The organism is Escherichia sp. AM3, assembly GCF_032029835.1.
Taxonomy (GTDB): domain Bacteria; phylum Pseudomonadota; class Gammaproteobacteria; order Enterobacterales; family Enterobacteriaceae; genus Escherichia; species Escherichia coli.
Genome location: NZ_JAVUPQ010000041.1, coordinates 22440 through 38703, shown reverse-complemented (window position 1 = coordinate 38703; position 16264 = coordinate 22440). Strand labels below are relative to the sequence as shown.

The window sequence follows — 16264 nt, the reverse complement described above, 5'->3', positions numbered from 1 at the left end:
TGATAGAAACAGAAGCCACTGGAGCACCTCAAAAACACCATCATACACTAAATCAGTAAGTTGGCAGCATCACCTGTTAGCGGCGGGCGAATCAAATAAGGAGATCGGCAGAGCGCTGAATATCAGTACCGGAACGGTAAAAGCGCATCTGGAATCCCTGTATCGCCGTCTGGAAGTGAAAAATCGCACCCAGACGGCAATGATGTTAAATATCTCCTCCTGAAGAGGATAATTTTACAGCCAGCAGGAAGTTAGCGGCTGGCTGTAAAAATATTATGGTTCGCCGTACAAACCAATTAAACGGCGTACCACACCGTTAGTCCAGCCAAACCCATCCTGCAACGGATACTCGCCACCGCCGCCTTCGCGGGGAACACCATCGGCAATATGGTATTTCTCGATCATTTTGTGCTGTTCCAGATAGAACTGATTCACCGTTTTCAGCCAGCTGCGCGCGATTTCATCACCCAGAAGGTCATCGCCATACATTTTAAATCCCTGAATTGCCATCCATTGTAACGGTGCCCAGCCATTGGGTTTATCCCACTGTTCACCGGTTTCGTACTCGCTTGCCAGAATCCCGCCAGGTGTCAGTAACCGGCTGCGTACGGCGTTTGCCAGACGATCGGCCTGTTCATGGTTCGCCATGCCGACATAGAGCGGCACAATGGCGGCAGCGGAAAACAGCGCCAGTTGTTCGCGTCGCCAGTCGTAATCGCGGTAGATGCCGTTTTCATCATCCCAGAGGTAACGGTTTACCGCATCGCGACGGGCACTGGCCTTCTGGCGGAACAGCGCTTCTGTCTCTTTCTCGCCTTTCAGCGCCGAGATGTTGGCGATGGCGCTCTCCAGTTTAAACAGGAAGGCATTCAGATCGATGGGGATGAACTGGGTGGTACGAATGCTCGCCAGACGACCAGTATCACGCAGCCAACGGGAAGAGTAATCCCAACCTGAGGCCGCTCCCGCGCGTAAATCGCGGTACACCTCGTTGGGCGGGCGACCAGAATGTTTCGCGGTTTCAACGTCCTCAAGCCAGGATTCGTCACGCGGCGTGTCGCGATCGTCCCAATAACGGTTGAGCAGCGATCCGTCCGGCATCCGCACAACATGGCGATAGGCCTGATTAGGGATCAACGATTCTGCACCGTCCATCCAGAAGGCATATTCCATTTTAAGGTGGTCGAGATAGCGGCGCGCACCGCGTACACCATCTTCTTCAAACAACTCCACCATCAGCGCAAAAACCGGTGGTTGCGATCGGCTCAAATAATAGGTGCGGTTGCCGTTGGGGATGTGACCATAGTTTTCGATCATCCAGGCGAAGTTATCGGCCATGCATTTCAGCAAATCTTCCCGACCACTTTCCGCCAGCCCCAGCATGGTGAAATAGGAGTCCCAATAGTAGGTTTCGCTAAAACGGCCGCCCGGGACAATATATGACTGCGGCAGCGCCAGTAGAGAAGACCACGGAATGTGATCCTGTGGTTCGCGGGTTAGCACCGGCCACAGCTGGTCGATATGCTCTTTCAGGGAATTTTGCGGGTCCGATACATACTCGCTGGAGTAGACCTCCGGCAGCCAGAAGTGATTTTCAACAAACTTGCGCAAGTCAAAATCACGATGACGGCGCACTTTACGGTAGCGGATTAAAATATCCAGCGGGTCCATTTTGGGTGCGCAGTCGGGAAAGGTTTTACTGTCGGGGAAAATTTTCGCCGACTGAACATGCTCGAACAGTTCGAGATAGCGATCGGCAGGCGTCAGCGCATCAGAGGCGGGCAGCCCTTCAATCATCTCGGGTTCCGGTTCTGCCTCGATCATCTCATCCAGTTTTAATTCATACGGGTCCAGCTCATAGCAGAGATCGACTTCGATCATCAGTTCGTCTGGATTAGGGTTTTGAATTTTCTGATTGAGCATAAGGATCCAACCTCCGAAATTCGTCGCTAATTATCGGGCTTTTCTTTAAGGGTAGTCATTCGCTCCGCCTGGTGGGCGACAAAGCGTGCGGTGGATCACGTTTATTAACCTGTCAAAAAATATAACGCACTAATATCCATGGAATTTATAAAAATACGGATTTCGTGTTGTTTTTCATTTTCAGAACATTCAATCCTGCTCTCGCCGCAATCATGATATGCCATTCCTGATCTGGGTAATAGGCACAGGCTATCTTATTGATAGTTTATATTCATGTAATTGATTGATTCCTATCAAAAAGCGTATCTCACTGTTTTTTATGATGGCTTTGTCTCGCAGAGACGTTTGCAGCATTCTGGAAAATTTTCTGGGTCACAATAACTCACCACCGTGAGGGAAGAATAATGAAAATGGTCTCACGTATTACCGCGATCGGCCTGGCTGGCGTCGCGATTTGCTATTTAGGGTTATCTGGTTATGTGTGGTACCACGATAATAAACGCAGTAAACAGGCCGATGTTCAGGCATCTGCTGTCAGTGAAAATAATAAGGTTTTAGGCTTTCTCCGCGAAAAAGGATGCGACTATTGCCACACGCCTTCGGCAGAATTACCCGCCTATTATTATATTCCTGGCGCGAAACAGTTGATGGATTACGACATTAAGCTTGGATATAAATCTTTTAACCTCGAGGCCGTGCGTGCGGCACTGCTGGCTGATAAACCCGTTTCGCAAAGCGATCTGAATAAGATTGAATGGGTGATGCAGTATGAAACTATGCCACCAACGCGTTATACCGCGCTACACTGGGCGGGTAAGGTGAGTGATGAAGAGCGGGCGGAAATACTGGCCTGGATTGCAAAACAGCGCGCGGAATATTACGCCAGCAATGATACTGCTCCGGAGCATCGCAATGAACCGGTGCAGCCCATCCCGCAAAAACTGCCTACCGATGCGCAAAAAGTGGCGTTGGGCTTTGCGCTGTATCACGATCCCCGTTTATCGGCTGATAGCACCATTTCATGCGCTCATTGCCATGCGTTGAATGCGGGGGGCGTCGATGGCAGAAAAACATCGATTGGTGTTGGTGGCGCAGTTGGGCCGATTAACGCGCCGACGGTATTTAACTCAGTATTTAACGTTGAGCAGTTCTGGGATGGTCGTGCGGCAACATTGCAGGATCAGGCTGGTGGACCGCCGTTGAACCCGATTGAAATGGCGTCGAAATCCTGGGACGAAATTATTGCTAAGCTGGAAAAAGATCCGCAGCTTAAAGCGCAGTTCCTCGGCGTCTATCCGCAAGGTTTCAGTGGCGAAAATATTACTGATGCCATTGCTGAATTTGAGAAAACATTAATTACGCCGGATTCCCCATTTGATAAATGGTTGCGTGGAGATGAAAATGCGCTGACGGCGCAACAGAAAAAAGGCTATCAATTATTTAAAGATAATAAATGTGCAACTTGTCATGGTGGTATTATTCTCGGTGGACGTTCCTTTGAACCGTTGGGGCTGAAAAAAGACTTTAACTTTGGGGAAATTACGGCGGCGGATATTGGTCGTATGAATGTGACTAAAGAAGAGCGTGATAAATTGCGTCAGAAAGTACCCGGTTTACGTAACGTTGCTTTAACGGCACCGTACTTCCATCGCGGTGACGTGCCGACGCTGGACGGGGCGGTGAAACTGATGCTGCGCTATCAGGTAGGCAAAGAGCTGCCGCAGGAGGATGTGGATGATATCGTAGCTTTCCTGCACAGTCTGAACGGGGTGTACACGCCGTATATGCAGGATAAACAATAATTAATTTGATCGCCCGAACAGGAATGTTTGGGCGATTTTTATTACGATAATAAAGTCTGTTTTTAATATTATCATGTTAAATGTTTATATTATAAAAAGTCGTTTTTCTGCTTAGGATTTTGTTATTTAAATTAAGCCTGTAATGCCTTGCTTCCATTGCGGATAAATCCTACTTTTTTATTGCCTTCAAATAAATTTAAGGAGTTCGAAATGGACCAGAAGCTGTTAACGGATTTCCGCTCAGAACTACTCGATTCACGTTTTGGCGCAAAGGCCATTTCTACTATCGCGGAGTCAAAACGATTTCCGCTGCACGAAATGCGCGATGATGTCGCATTCCAGATTATCAATGATGAATTATATCTTGATGGCAACGCTCGTCAGAACCTGGCCACTTTCTGCCAGACCTGGGACGACGAAAACGTCCATAAATTGATGGATTTGTCGATCAATAAAAACTGGATCGACAAAGAAGAATATCCGCAATCCGCAGCCATCGACCTGCGTTGCGTAAATATGGTTGCCGATCTGTGGCATGCGCCTGCGCCGAAAAATGGTCAGGCCGTTGGCACCAACACCATTGGTTCTTCCGAGGCCTGTATGCTCGGCGGGATGGCGATGAAATGGCGTTGGCGCAAGCGTATGGAAGCTGCAGGCAAACCAACGGATAAACCAAACCTGGTGTGCGGTCCGGTACAAATCTGCTGGCATAAATTCGCCCGCTACTGGGATGTGGAGCTGCGTGAGATCCCTATGCGCCCCGGTCAGTTGTTTATGGACCCGAAACGCATGATTGAAGCCTGTGACGAAAACACCATCGGCGTGGTGCCGACTTTCGGCGTGACCTACACCGGTAACTATGAGTTCCCACAACCGCTGCACGATGCGCTGGATAAATTCCAGGCCGACACCGGTATCGACATCGACATGCACATCGACGCTGCCAGCGGTGGCTTCCTGGCACCGTTCGTCGCCCCGGATATCGTCTGGGACTTCCGCCTGCCGCGTGTGAAATCGATCAGTGCTTCAGGCCATAAATTCGGTCTGGCTCCGCTGGGCTGCGGCTGGGTTATCTGGCGTGACGAAGAAGCGCTGCCGCAGGAACTGGTGTTCAACGTTGACTACCTGGGTGGTCAAATTGGTACTTTTGCCATCAACTTCTCCCGCCCGGCGGGTCAGGTAATTGCACAGTACTATGAATTCCTGCGCCTCGGTCGTGAAGGCTATACCAAAGTACAGAACGCCTCTTACCAGGTTGCCGCTTATCTGGCGGATGAAATCGCCAAACTGGGGCCGTATGAGTTCATCTGTACGGGTCGCCCGGACGAAGGCATCCCGGCGGTTTGCTTCAAACTGAAAGATGGTGAAGATCCGGGATACACCCTGTACGACCTCTCTGAACGTCTGCGTCTGCGCGGCTGGCAGGTTCCGGCCTTCACTCTCGGCGGTGAAGCCACCGACATCGTGGTGATGCGCATTATGTGTCGTCGCGGCTTCGAAATGGACTTTGCTGAACTGTTGCTGGAAGACTACAAAGCCTCCCTGAAATATCTCAGCGATCACCCGAAACTGCAGGGTATTGCCCAGCAGAACAGCTTTAAACACACCTGATAACATAACGTTGTAAAAACCGAATGCCCAGCCTTTAAAAAAACAGCTGGGCATTCGGTTGCTTATTAATCGCAATAATATATTGGCTGTCTATTCATCGTGTTGATAAGATATATGTTATATGAATGTTTATTAAATGTAGCGATTACCTTTAATGTCACGAAAAGGGATTATTTGCTTACTATTAATTTCCCTGCGTTCTTAAACACGTTTTTGTATTATAAATCCAGTCATCCTGCCCGTAGAACATCACACATTATCATCCTGTTCTCCCGCTTCGTTTAAATTTATTTATCAATCAATTTGACTTAAGAGGGCGGCGTGCTACATTAATAAACAGTAATATGTTTATGTAATATTAAGTCAACTATGCAATCACTACATGGGAATTGTCTAATTGCGTATGCAAGACATAAATATATTCTCACCATGGTTAATGGTGAATATCGCTATTTTAATGGCGGTGACCTGGTTTTTGCGGATGCAAGCCAAATTCGAGTAGATAAGTGTGTTGAAAATTTTGTATTCGTGTCAAGGGACACGCTTTCATTATTTCTCCCGATGCTCAAGGAGGAGGCATTAAATCTTCATGCACATAAAAAAGTTTCTTCATTACTCGTTCATCACTGTAGTAGAGATATTCCTGTTTTTCAGGAAGTTGCGCAACTATCGCAGAATAAGAATCTTCGCTATGCAGAAATGCTACGTAAAAGAGCATTAATCTTTGCGTTGTTATCTGTTTTTCTTGAGGATGAGCACTTTATACCGCTGCTTCTGAACGTTTTACAACCGAACATGCGAACACGAGTTTGTACGGTTATCAATAATAATATCGCCCATGAGTGGACACTAGCCCGAATCGCCAGCGAGCTGTTGATGAGTCCAAGTCTGTTAAAGAAAAAATTGCGCGAAGAAGAGACATCATATTCACAGTTGCTTACTGAGTGTAGAATGCAACGTGCTTTGCAACTTATTGTTATACATGGTTTTTCAATTAAGCGAGTTGCAGTATCCTGTGGATATCACAGCGTGTCGTATTTCATTTACGTCTTTCGAAATTATTATGGGATGACGCCCACAGAGTATCAGGAGCGATCGGCGCAGAGATTGTCGAACCGTGACTCGGCGGCAAGTATTGTTGCGCAAGGGAATTTTTACGGCACTGACCGTTCTGCGGAAGGAATAAGATTATAGAGTTTTACTCAGACATAAAAAAAACCCGGCATAGGGGACCGGGAAGAGGATAGTCTGCCGTCTCCAGACTAATAAACCGTTATAACACTCCCTGTTGGCACGGGAAACTTTGTGCTCTCAGTAAGTTAAATATAACTTTTACTGGAAATAAGATCAGCCATTTTTTTATAAACATAAGCTATACGCTGTGCGAAAATATATTCGTGCTGCATTTACTTATTATCAATTAACTGTTATGCAAAACTACTTTGTGGATAAATTTTGGTCCTACCAAATCTGGCAGTTTTTGCGCTAAGAAACAGTCTGGCATCATTTCATTAGTATACTGAAATTGAAATAATCGCAGTATGAAATATAAGGGATAATCATGACTCATGTCTGCTCGGTGATCCTCATTCGTCGTTCATTCGATATTTATCATGAACAGCAAAAAATATCGCTGCATAACGAGAGTATTCTGCTGCTGGAGAAAAATTTGGCAGACGATTTTGCGTTTTGTTCACCGGATACGCGACGACTGGATATCGATGAGCTGACAGTTTGCCATTACTTACAAAATATTCGTCAGCTACCACGCAATTTAGGGTTACACAGCAAAGACCGTTTGTTAATTAACCAGTCACCCCCCATGCCGCTGGTGACGGCGATTTTTGATAGCTTCAATGAATCCGGGGTAAATTCACCGATACTGAGCAATATGCTCTACCTTTCCTGTTTATCGATGTTTTCTCATAAGAAAGAACTGATCCCCTTACTTTTCAATAGCATCAGCACTGTTTCAGGAAAAGTTGAACGCCTTATTAGCTTTGATATCGCCAAACGTTGGTATCTGCGCGATATCGCGGAAAGAATGTATACCAGCGAGAGTCTAATCAAAAAAAAGTTGCAGGATGAAAATACCTGTTTCAGTAAAATATTACTCGCCTCCAGGATGTCGATGGCCAGACGATTACTCGAGTTACGTCAAATTCCTCTGCATACTATTGCGGAAAAATGTGGCTATAGCAGTACATCGTACTTTATAAACACATTTCGACAATATTATGGTGTAACGCCACATCAGTTTGCGCAACATTCGCCAGGTACCTTTTCCTGACATATTTCGCATTTGAATATTGGTCAGGATCTCACACCTGCTTCATGTGAAACTCTTCCCTGATGATTTCTGCCGGGCTACCGGCTAGTTCTCTTTCGCAGTTTGCCAGGCGGTATCGGTATTTTCAGGAGGAAAAGACTCGGCATGTTTGGGATTATTAAGCTGACAATTCATACGATTACGGGAATGTGGGTCAGTATTGTGTTGTTCAAATTGATGACGAATGGCTGGAGTGGTTTCTACTTTCAGTGCTGTGTACTAAGCCTGGTATTCCTGACGGTTAGCTGGTTGTTGAGTGGTGAATGGTTAGCAGGAAAGAGTAAGGCTGAACCTTCACGTTCAACCTTACTCTCATTTACACGTTACGCTTTTTTAAAGCGGGCAAAGAGATGTTCCACTACAACGAAAAAGACCGGAACGAAGTAAATTGCCAGCACTGTTGCGGCAAACATCCCGCCCATCACGCCGGTACCTACCGCGTTTTGCGCGCCAGAACCGGCACCATGACTGATAACCAGCGGCAGCACGCCGAGAATAAAGGCCAGAGAGGTCATCAGGATTGGGCGTAAACGCATCCGCGCCGCTTCGATGATTGCCTCTATCGGCGTTTTCCCTTCTTTCTGCATCATCTCAACGGCAAATTCGACAATCAGGATGGCGTTTTTGGCGGAAAGCCCGATGGTGGTCAGCAAACCAACCTGGAAGTAGACGTCATTACTTAAGCCGCGCAGATCGGTGGCCAGTAATGCGCCAACGACGCCTAACGGAACAACCAACATCACCGAGAACGGAATTGACCAGCTCTCATAGAGTGCGGCGAGGGCGAGGAACACCACGACCAGTGAAATCGCATACAGCGCAGGAGCCTGATTTGAGGATAACGCTTCCTGATACGATAGTCCGGTCCATGAGTAGCCGACGCCTGCCGGAAGTTTAGCGACCAGGTCTGCCATAAATTTCATGGCGTCACCGGTACTTTTCCCGGCCGCCGCTTCACCTAAAATCTCCATTGACGGGATGCCGTTGTAGCGTTCCAGTCGCGGTGAACCATAGGTCCATTCGGTAGACGAGTAGGCAGAAAGCGGTGCCATCGTGCCAGAGGCGTTGCGTACATACCATTGGTTGATGTTATCCGGCAACATACGGAACGGCGTGCCTGCCTGGACATACACTTTTTTCACCCGCCCCTGGTTGAGGAAGTCGTTCACGTAGCTGCTGCCGAAGGCGGTGGAAATTGTCTGGTTGATATCAGACAGCGCCACGCCCATCGCTTCAGCTTTCGCAGCGTTGACGTTCACTTTGAACATCGGCGTATCTTCCAGGCCGTTCGGGCGTACCCCGGTGACCTGATTCGGTGATTGCGCTGCCAGTGATAACAGCTCGTTTCGCGCCTGGGTTAGTTTTTCGTGCCCCAGGTTACCGTTGTCCAGCAGTTCCATATCAAAACCTGACGCGGTACCCAGTTCAGCCACCGCGGGTAAGTTGAACGGGAAGACGACGGCTTTATTGATACTGCTTAACGCAATCATTGCCCGCTGAATGATCGCGGTAACCGAGTTTTCCTCACCGACACGTTCAGACCACGGCTTGAGACTGATAAACGCCAGGCCGTTGTTTTGCCCCTGACCGCTGAAGCCAAAGCCGCCAACGGTAAACACCGACTGGACATTATCTTTCTCTTTAGTCAGATAATAATCCGTCACCTGTTGCAGCACTTTCGTGGTGTTAACCATGGTGGCACCGGAAGGTAACTGCGCGGTGGTCATAAATACCCCCTGATCCTCTTCTGGTAAGAAAGAGGTCGGCGTGCGCAGGAACAGCACCGCCATCCCGGCGCAAATCAGCAGGTAGACCACCATGTAGCGACCGGTACAACGCAACAGCGAGCGGGTGCTATCGGTATAGTGTTGAGTTGATTTTTCAAACAGCGTGTTGAAGCGTGCGAACAGGGCGTTAGGTTTGTGACCGCCTTCCGGCGCGGCTTTCAGAATGGTGGCGCACAGGGCAGGGGTCAGGCTCATTGCCACAAATACTGAAAGCAGCATGGAGGAGATCAGCGTGATGGAGAACTGGCGGTAGATCTCCCCGGTTGCACCGCTCATAAAGGCCATCGGCATAAACACTGCGGAAAGAACAACGGCAATACCGACCAGCGCACGTTGGATCTGCCCCATCGATTTATGCGTCGCTTCCTTCGGCGGTAGCTTATCTTCCGCAATGACACGCTCGACGTTCTCCACCACCACGATGGCGTCATCCACCAGTAACCCTATCGCCAGCACCATCCCGAACATAGTCAACGTGTTGATGGTGAAACCGACCGCCGACAAGATCGCAAACGTCCCGAGAATAACCACCGGTACGGCAATCGTCGGGATGATTGTGGCACGGAAATTCTGCAAAAACAGATACATGACCAGGAAGACTAGGATGATAGCCTCAACCAGTGTTTTGAAAACTTCCTGAATAGAAATTTCGATAAACGGCGTGGTGTCGTAAGGATAAACCGTCTTCAGACTTGCCGGGAAATAGGCTGATAAGCGGTTCAGTTCCTCTTTGACTGCCCGCGAGGTATCCAGGGCGTTTGCTCCGGCAGCCAGTTTGATGGCGATCCCGGCAGCAGGTTTGCCGTTATAGCGCGCCACGGTGGAATAATCTTCCGCCCCAAGTTCGACGCGAGCGACATCACGCAGCAGCACTTGCGAACCATCTTGCTGAACTTTCAACAGGATTTTGCCAAATTCTTCCGGCGTTTGCAGACGCGTCTGCACAATGATCGAGGCGTTTAGCTGCTGGTCTGCCGCCTGTGGCATGCCACCCAGTTGACCACCGGAAATCTGGTTGTTTTGCACCTTAATCTGGGAAATAACATCGGAAGGTACCAGGTTATATTTATTGAGTTTTTGCGGGTCCAGCCAGATACGCATGGCATACTCGGAACCAAAGAGTTGTACGCTACCAACGCCCGCGGTACGGCTTAGCGGGTCTTTGATATTAGACGCTACATAGTCCGCGATATCGTACTGGTTGAGGCTGCCGTTATCAGAAATAAACGCCGCTACCATCAGGATATTACTGCTCGACTTATCGACGCTAATCCCCTGCTGCTGCACTGCTTCAGGTAATGAAGGCATAGCGAGTTGCAGTTTATTTTGCACTTGAACCTGTGCGATATCAGGAGATGTCCCAGTCTCGAAGGTCAGAGTGATAGAGGCATTGCCCGCCGCATCACTGGTTGAAGACATGTACATCAGGCCATCAAGCCCATTCATATTTTGCTCAATCACCTGAGTGACCGAGTCTTCTACCGTTTGCGCATCGGCACCTGGATAGGTAGCGCTGACGGTAATGGTCGGTGGCGCAATCTGCGGATACTGCGCAACCGGTAAGTTCATGATCGCCAGACCACCTGCAAGCATCATAATAATGGCAAGTACCCAGGCAAAAACCGGGCGATCAATAAAATAGTTAGCCATGAAAGTCCCCTTAAGCCTGCAACGTTATTGTTTCGATTCGGTGCTGGCGTTTTCCTGGCTGGAGGAAATTGCTCGTGCTTTGATACCCGGACGAATGCGTTGCAAACCGGAAACGATCACCCGATCGCCAGCCTGCAAGCCAGAGGTGACGACCCACTGGTCGCCGATGGCTTTGCTGGCTTCAATTTCGCGTAGCTGCACGACATCGTCTTTATCCAGAATGAGCGCCGTTGCTTTACCCTGGGCGTTGTGGGTGACGCCTTCCTGCGGCACCAGTAATACATTCTGGCGGCTACCTTCATCCACTAATGCCGTGACGTACATGCCAGGCAGCAAGTCACCATTTGGGTTGGGGAAAATCGCCCGTAACGTCACGGAGCCCGTGGTTTCATCCACTGTCGGGTCGGAGAATTTCAGCGTGCCGGTCTGGCTGTAGCGTTTACCATTTTCCAGATTGAGCTGTACTGGCGTACTGCCCTGAACCTGTTTGATTTGCCCACTGGCGACCTCTTCTTTCATGCGTAAGAAATCTTGCACCGACTGCGTGAGATCGACATAAATCGGGTCCAGACGTTGTACGGTAACCAGCGAATCTGCCTGATTAGCGGTAACGAGTGCGCCGACGGTCACCGACGATTTCCCGCTGACGCCCGTAATCGGCGAGGTGACATTCGCGTATTGCAGATTGATCGTCGCCTGTTCAACAGCCGCTTTGGCGACGGTGACATTGGCTTCTGCTTCATTCAACTGGGTGCGCGCGGTGTCGTAATCCTGACGGCTAACGTAGTTGGTCTTCAGCAACGATGCCTGGCGGTTAAAGGTGATGCGGGCATTGCTGGCGGTAGAGAGCGCTTTCGCCAGCGAGCCTTTGGCGGAGTTTAGCTCGGCCTGTAAAGGTGCAGGATCAATCTGATACAGCGAATCGCCCTGGTTCACTTTATCGCCTTCGATAAAGTTGCGTTTAATGATAATACCGCCCACCTGGGGACGTATCTCGGCAACTTCATAAGGAACGGTTCTACCGGGCAATTCGCTCAACACATTGACCGAACCGGGGGAGAGTGTGACGACACCGACCTCAGGCGTCATGGCGGCGGCGTTTTCCGCCGATTTGTCATCGCAGGCGGTGAGCATCGCGCCGCAGAATAACAACGGTATTAACAGCTTTCTTCTTCTGTTCATTTTAGTCCCTGAAAATTCTTGAGAAATAACGGTTCTTTAAATTGCGCGCGAGGAGAGATATGAGGGATTTACAGACCAGCGGCATAGTGGGGTTGTCAGCCAGTAAGGTGGGATACAGGCACAGTGATCGACATGGTGAGGTCAACGACAAAAAAAATGTTGCCGTTCTGCCAACAGTTCCTGCCAGCATTCGGGCAACGAAGGGTTCTACTGGTGGATACACATACCAGGGGAATAAAGTCGTTTTAGCCTCTCCTTTAGTAATCACCGGGGGTAATGAAATCAGCATCTGCATCCCTCGTCATGCCAGCCATCAATTTCAGTTGCTTATGTCCTGACTAAAAATAAGATGTGATACCCAGGGTGACGATGTCGCTCATACGTCTTAGTTTCAGCTTGTACATAATGTTGAATTTCTGAATCTTTAATGTTTGTTGCGAAATATTGAGCGTCGACGTGATATTGCTTTCATTTTTATTTTTCAGAATCAGTTGCATAATTTTGAACTGATTATGTGAAAAACATAATTGTGAATTCTTATGGGGCAAGTGTTTACCATAAGTAATCTCAAGAAGATTTTTGATACTTTCTTTGCGGCTAACAAAATAAATAGGCGCTTTAGCTTTTAGTTTACTGATGTGATAAGGTGCCAAAACAATAATTCTCTCGGCATCTAATTTCTCCAGAAATTTAATCGCTTCTTCATCAAGGATATGATTGTGATAGGTATCAATGATAACCTTGAAGGGTTTATTGCCTACTTTTTTGATCTCTGACAGGGAATTGATTTTTATCATTTCGTGATTATCTTTCAACTGCCAAAAGCCCTGTAAAAGAAAAGAATCTTTCGTCATGAGAAAAATCATAACTTGCTCCTTAGCCGTTATCGTTTCGAATATGTCATCCTTTTCATTATTTACATCCTTGTCCGAATCGTTGTTCAATATAGTAAACGCCTATAAGAACTTTACCCTTCGTGAACTAATACGTCTATTAACACTAATCAATACTTCAGATTTATCCATCACGCACTCCATATATTGATCCTAAGTAAGATTCCTGGTTGTTATCAGCTTGTAAATAGCAAACAAAAAGTTAACGTTTGCGGATTACTGCCCAAGAATAAGTTATCAATAACCAGTTTGTGATCTCTGAAGAATATTACTAAAGTTAAAATGTAATCCGATTTAAATATCGAGTCTCCTTGTTTCGACTTAAGCTGGCAATTGGATTGCCAGCTTTCTTTTAACGCATTGAAATTACCTGAGTAAATAACGCATTCATGTCTTCAGGTTTTTATATAGCGTCTGGAGACACGGATATTTATGCAATGTAATCAACGCCAGTTGCAAAAAAATGAACCCGGATTACTTATTTAACCGCCCATAGCATCAACGCTTACGGAACTCTTTGTTCACTTTCCCACAGCACTTTTAAAACATTAAACCTGACTACGGAAAATATCAGCCATGATAATGTTTGAAATGGCTAATTTGCCATGGAGTGAAAAAAATTAGATGAAATTCAGTAGGTTGAAATAATCACTAGCAGGTTATTATTTCAATGATAGTGCGCAATTGATCTACAACACTGCGTAGCGGAGAGAGTATTAATCGGATCATAGTCACATAAAGTGACTATGATCCGGGTGACAACCGGGGTAATTATTGCTGCTTAACGAACAAACTGGCGAAGCTGAACAGGCTGGCGGCGCTAAATATCAGTTCAATTCCCACCAGTGTGGAAACCAGCGTTACAGACACCATCGGCGTTGCACCAAGGAATATCCAGGCAATGACGATATCCAGCACACCAATAACGAGCTGTAGCCAGCTGCCTTTCATTGAACGCTGACGATACCAACTCATCAGGCGAATAACCCCTGCAACACAGAACAAACCGGCAATAAATGCCGCAATGGCAAAAATGCCCAGCTCCGGTGCGCGGATGAAGAAATAGCCGATCAATAAATAGGCGACTGCGACGAGGAAACCGGATAATACCGGCCAGAAATTATGACTGCGGTTGCTGAATAACCCGACAATAAGCGCAATACCCGAGCAGATTAATAATGCACCCACTACTGTGCTTAAAATATCGCCAGAGACGAACGGGAAACTGATACACAGCAACCCGACGATAAACAGCAGCACGGCAATAAACTGGATTGCTCTGCGATGTTTTTTAAGCATCTCCAGATCAAACTTCAAAATTGTTGCCTTATCTATATATAACATAGAACCACCCTATAAAATTAAGAAGAAAATCCCCTGCTATCAATCTATGCCAAAAACGCGTCTAAGAATGCAGTCGATTTAATAAAAATTTCCTAATTGCAGTATCTGATGCATCTGTAACTCATTGTATTGAAATAAAAATATCTGATTTTGATATTTTCCATCAACATGACATATACAGAAAACCAGGTTATAACCTCAGTGTCGAAATTGATTCGTGACGGCTCTTTCACTTTATAGTTGAGGATATTACGATGAAAAAAGTATTAGGCGTTATTCTTGGTGGTCTGCTTCTTCTGCCAGTTGTGAGCAATGCAGCGGATGCGCAAAAAGCAGCTGATAACAAAAAACCGGTCAACTCCTGGACCTGTGAAGATTTCCTGGCTGTGGACGAATCCTTCCAGCCAACTGCAGTTGGTTTTGCTGAAGCGCTGAACAACAAAGATAAACCAGAAGATGCGGTTTTAGATGTTCAGGGTATTGCAACCGTAACCCCAGCTATCGTTCAGGCTTGTACTCAGGATAAACAAGCCAACTTTAAAGATAAAGTTAAAGGCGAATGGGACAAAATTAAGAAAGATATGTAATTCCGGGAATGCGTTACATCGTACTTCCTTGCATATTGAACAGGCCGGAATATCTTCTTTAAAAGCAGCTATTCCTCCTGTTCATATATAATCTCTATATTGAATGGGTTACAAAATGAATATTTCATCTCTCCGTAAAGCGTTTATTTTTATGGGCGCTGTAGCGGCTTTGTCACTGGTGAACGCACAATCTGCGCTGGCAGCCAATGAATCCGCTAAAGATATGACCTGCCAGGAATTTATTGATCTGAATCCAAAAGCAATGACCCCGGTTGCATGGTGGATGCTGCATGAAGAAACAGTATATAAAGGTGGCGATACCGTTACTTTAAATGAAACCGATCTCACTCAAATTCCTAAAGTGATCGAATACTGTAAGAAAAACCCGCAGAAAAATTTGTATACCTTCAAAAATCAAGCATCTAATGACTTGCCGAATTAATGAGGTACAAGTAAAAAGGAGTAGCAAGTTGAGCCATCTTGCTGCTCCTTTTTGCATTTTTATATGACAGCAGAATTTATTATACGTCTTATACTCGCGGCAATTGCCTGTGGCGCTATTGGCATGGAAAGGCAAATGCGCGGCAAAGGAGCAGGGTTACGCACACATGTATTAATTGGCATGGGAAGCGCCCTGTTTATGATTGTTTCGAAATATGGTTTTGCTGATGTGCTGTCTTTAGATCACGTCGGACTCGACCCCAGCCGTATTGCTGCTCAGGTGGTGACGGGCGTCGGGTTTATCGGTGCAGGTAACATTCTCGTTCGTAACCAAAATATTGTAGGTCTGACGACGGCAGCGGATATCTGGGTGACCGCCGCCATAGGTATGGTTATTGGCAGCGGTATGTACGAACTGGGTATTTATGGTTCAGTGATGACCTTGTTGGTGCTGGAAGTCTTCCATCAATTAACCTTCCGCCTGATGAACAAAAATTACCATTTACAGCTGACATTAGTGAACGGTAATACGGTATCAATGCTCGACTGGTTTAAGCAGCAAAAAATAAAAACTGATTTAGTTTCGTTGCAGGAAAATGAAGATCATGAAGTGGTCGCCATTGATATCCAGCTTCATGCCACAACGTCGATAGAAGACCTGTTGCGATTATTAAAAGGTATGGCAGGGGTGAAAGGCGTTTCAATTAGCTAATCT

Annotated in this window: 14 protein-coding genes; 9 read left to right on the top strand and 5 right to left on the bottom strand. The window is 47.0% G+C overall.

What is annotated here, in order from left to right:
* A partial coding sequence (locus RTW80_RS15210; protein ID WP_239818778.1) for a response regulator transcription factor occupies positions 1 to 223 on the top strand: 223 nt, incomplete at its 5' end.
* Positions 224 to 273: 50 nt separating this feature from the next.
* On the opposite strand, the gene RTW80_RS15205 is transcribed toward RTW80_RS15210, so the two are convergent.
* Positions 274 to 1923 carry an alpha,alpha-trehalase gene (locus tag RTW80_RS15205; RefSeq protein WP_000934218.1) on the bottom strand — a complete coding sequence of 550 codons (1650 nt, stop codon included), beginning with the start codon at positions 1921 to 1923 and terminating at the stop codon, positions 274 to 276.
* Between the two features lie 404 nt (positions 1924 to 2327).
* Between RTW80_RS15205 and ccp the strand changes: the two genes are divergently transcribed.
* The 4 genes from ccp (at position 2328) to gadW (ending at position 7626) form a co-directional block, all read left to right on the top strand.
* A complete protein-coding gene (ccp, locus tag RTW80_RS15200; protein WP_000784825.1) occupies positions 2328 to 3725 on the top strand; it encodes a cytochrome c peroxidase in 1398 nt (465 codons plus the stop codon).
* A gap of 210 nt (positions 3726 to 3935) precedes the next feature.
* Positions 3936 to 5336 carry a glutamate decarboxylase gene (locus RTW80_RS15195; protein ID WP_000372240.1) on the top strand — a complete coding sequence of 467 codons (1401 nt, stop codon included), beginning with the start codon at positions 3936 to 3938 and terminating at the stop codon, positions 5334 to 5336.
* 369 nt (positions 5337 to 5705) lie between these two features.
* Positions 5706 to 6530, top strand: coding sequence for an acid resistance transcriptional activator GadX (gene gadX / locus RTW80_RS15190; RefSeq protein ID WP_001191059.1), 825 nt, complete (start codon positions 5706 to 5708; stop codon positions 6528 to 6530).
* Positions 6531 to 6897: 367 nt separating this feature from the next.
* Entirely contained in the window at positions 6898 to 7626 is a 729-nt protein-coding gene (gene gadW / locus RTW80_RS15185; RefSeq protein WP_000149999.1) for an acid resistance transcriptional activator GadW, read from the top strand.
* 362 nt (positions 7627 to 7988) lie between these two features.
* Here the strand turns inward: gadW and mdtF are convergent, their stop codons facing one another.
* The gene (gene mdtF, locus RTW80_RS15180) at positions 7989 to 11102 is read right to left on the bottom strand and encodes a multidrug efflux pump RND permease MdtF (RefSeq protein ID WP_000024872.1); all 3114 of its coding nucleotides are present in this window, start codon (positions 11100 to 11102) and stop codon (positions 7989 to 7991) included.
* 24 nt (positions 11103 to 11126) lie between these two features.
* Positions 11127 to 12236, bottom strand: a complete 1110-nt coding sequence (gene mdtE / locus RTW80_RS15175; RefSeq protein ID WP_001340474.1) for a multidrug transporter subunit MdtE — start codon at positions 12234 to 12236, stop codon at positions 11127 to 11129.
* A gap of 107 nt (positions 12237 to 12343) precedes the next feature.
* Here mdtE and RTW80_RS15170 point away from each other — a divergent pair, with 107 nt between their 5' ends.
* Positions 12344 to 12622, top strand: a complete 279-nt coding sequence (locus RTW80_RS15170; RefSeq protein ID WP_001205329.1) for a hypothetical protein — start codon at positions 12344 to 12346, stop codon at positions 12620 to 12622.
* Here the strand turns inward: RTW80_RS15170 and gadE are convergent, their stop codons facing one another.
* Together gadE and hdeD are read right to left on the bottom strand one after the other, a co-directional pair.
* Positions 12623 to 13150, bottom strand: a complete 528-nt coding sequence (gene gadE, locus RTW80_RS15165) for an acid resistance transcriptional activator GadE (RefSeq protein WP_000576690.1) — start codon at positions 13148 to 13150, stop codon at positions 12623 to 12625.
* Positions 13151 to 13948: 798 nt separating this feature from the next.
* Positions 13949 to 14521, bottom strand: coding sequence for an acid-resistance protein HdeD (gene hdeD / locus RTW80_RS15160; protein WP_000965672.1), 573 nt, complete (start codon positions 14519 to 14521; stop codon positions 13949 to 13951).
* Between the two features lie 254 nt (positions 14522 to 14775).
* On the opposite strand from hdeD, the gene hdeA reads away from it, so the two are divergent.
* The 3 genes from hdeA (at position 14776) to RTW80_RS15145 (ending at position 16261) form a co-directional block, all read left to right on the top strand.
* On the top strand, positions 14776 to 15108 hold the full coding sequence (hdeA, locus tag RTW80_RS15155) for an acid-activated periplasmic chaperone HdeA (protein WP_000756550.1): 333 nt from the start codon (positions 14776 to 14778) through the stop codon (positions 15106 to 15108).
* Between the two features lie 115 nt (positions 15109 to 15223).
* Entirely contained in the window at positions 15224 to 15550 is a 327-nt protein-coding gene (gene hdeB, locus RTW80_RS15150; RefSeq protein ID WP_001298717.1) for an acid-activated periplasmic chaperone HdeB, read from the top strand.
* Between the two features lie 63 nt (positions 15551 to 15613).
* A complete protein-coding gene (locus RTW80_RS15145; protein WP_001296814.1) occupies positions 15614 to 16261 on the top strand; it encodes an MgtC/SapB family protein in 648 nt (215 codons plus the stop codon).
* The last annotated feature ends 3 nt before the right edge of the window (positions 16262 to 16264 follow it).

Bases quoted from the DNA above. Each gene is read 5' to 3' on its own strand.
- RTW80_RS15205 (WP_000934218.1), bottom strand. From the start codon at position 1,923: ATGCTCAATCAGAAAATTCAAAACCCTAATCCAGACGAACTGATGATC.
- ccp (WP_000784825.1), top strand. From the start codon at position 2,328: ATGAAAATGGTCTCACGTATTACCGCGATCGGCCTGGCTGGCGTCGCG.
- RTW80_RS15195 (WP_000372240.1), top strand. From the start codon at position 3,936: ATGGACCAGAAGCTGTTAACGGATTTCCGCTCAGAACTACTCGATTCA.
- gadX (WP_001191059.1), top strand. From the start codon at position 5,706: ATGCAATCACTACATGGGAATTGTCTAATTGCGTATGCAAGACATAAA.
- gadW (WP_000149999.1), top strand. From the start codon at position 6,898: ATGACTCATGTCTGCTCGGTGATCCTCATTCGTCGTTCATTCGATATT.
- mdtF (WP_000024872.1), bottom strand. From the start codon at position 11,102: ATGGCTAACTATTTTATTGATCGCCCGGTTTTTGCCTGGGTACTTGCC.
- mdtE (WP_001340474.1), bottom strand. From the start codon at position 12,236: ATGCTCACCGCCTGCGATGACAAATCGGCGGAAAACGCCGCCGCCATG.
- RTW80_RS15170 (WP_001205329.1), top strand. From the start codon at position 12,344: ATGAGGGATTTACAGACCAGCGGCATAGTGGGGTTGTCAGCCAGTAAG.
- gadE (WP_000576690.1), bottom strand. From the start codon at position 13,150: ATGATTTTTCTCATGACGAAAGATTCTTTTCTTTTACAGGGCTTTTGG.
- hdeD (WP_000965672.1), bottom strand. From the start codon at position 14,521: ATGTTATATATAGATAAGGCAACAATTTTGAAGTTTGATCTGGAGATG.
- hdeA (WP_000756550.1), top strand. From the start codon at position 14,776: ATGAAAAAAGTATTAGGCGTTATTCTTGGTGGTCTGCTTCTTCTGCCA.
- hdeB (WP_001298717.1), top strand. From the start codon at position 15,224: ATGAATATTTCATCTCTCCGTAAAGCGTTTATTTTTATGGGCGCTGTA.
- RTW80_RS15145 (WP_001296814.1), top strand. From the start codon at position 15,614: ATGACAGCAGAATTTATTATACGTCTTATACTCGCGGCAATTGCCTGT.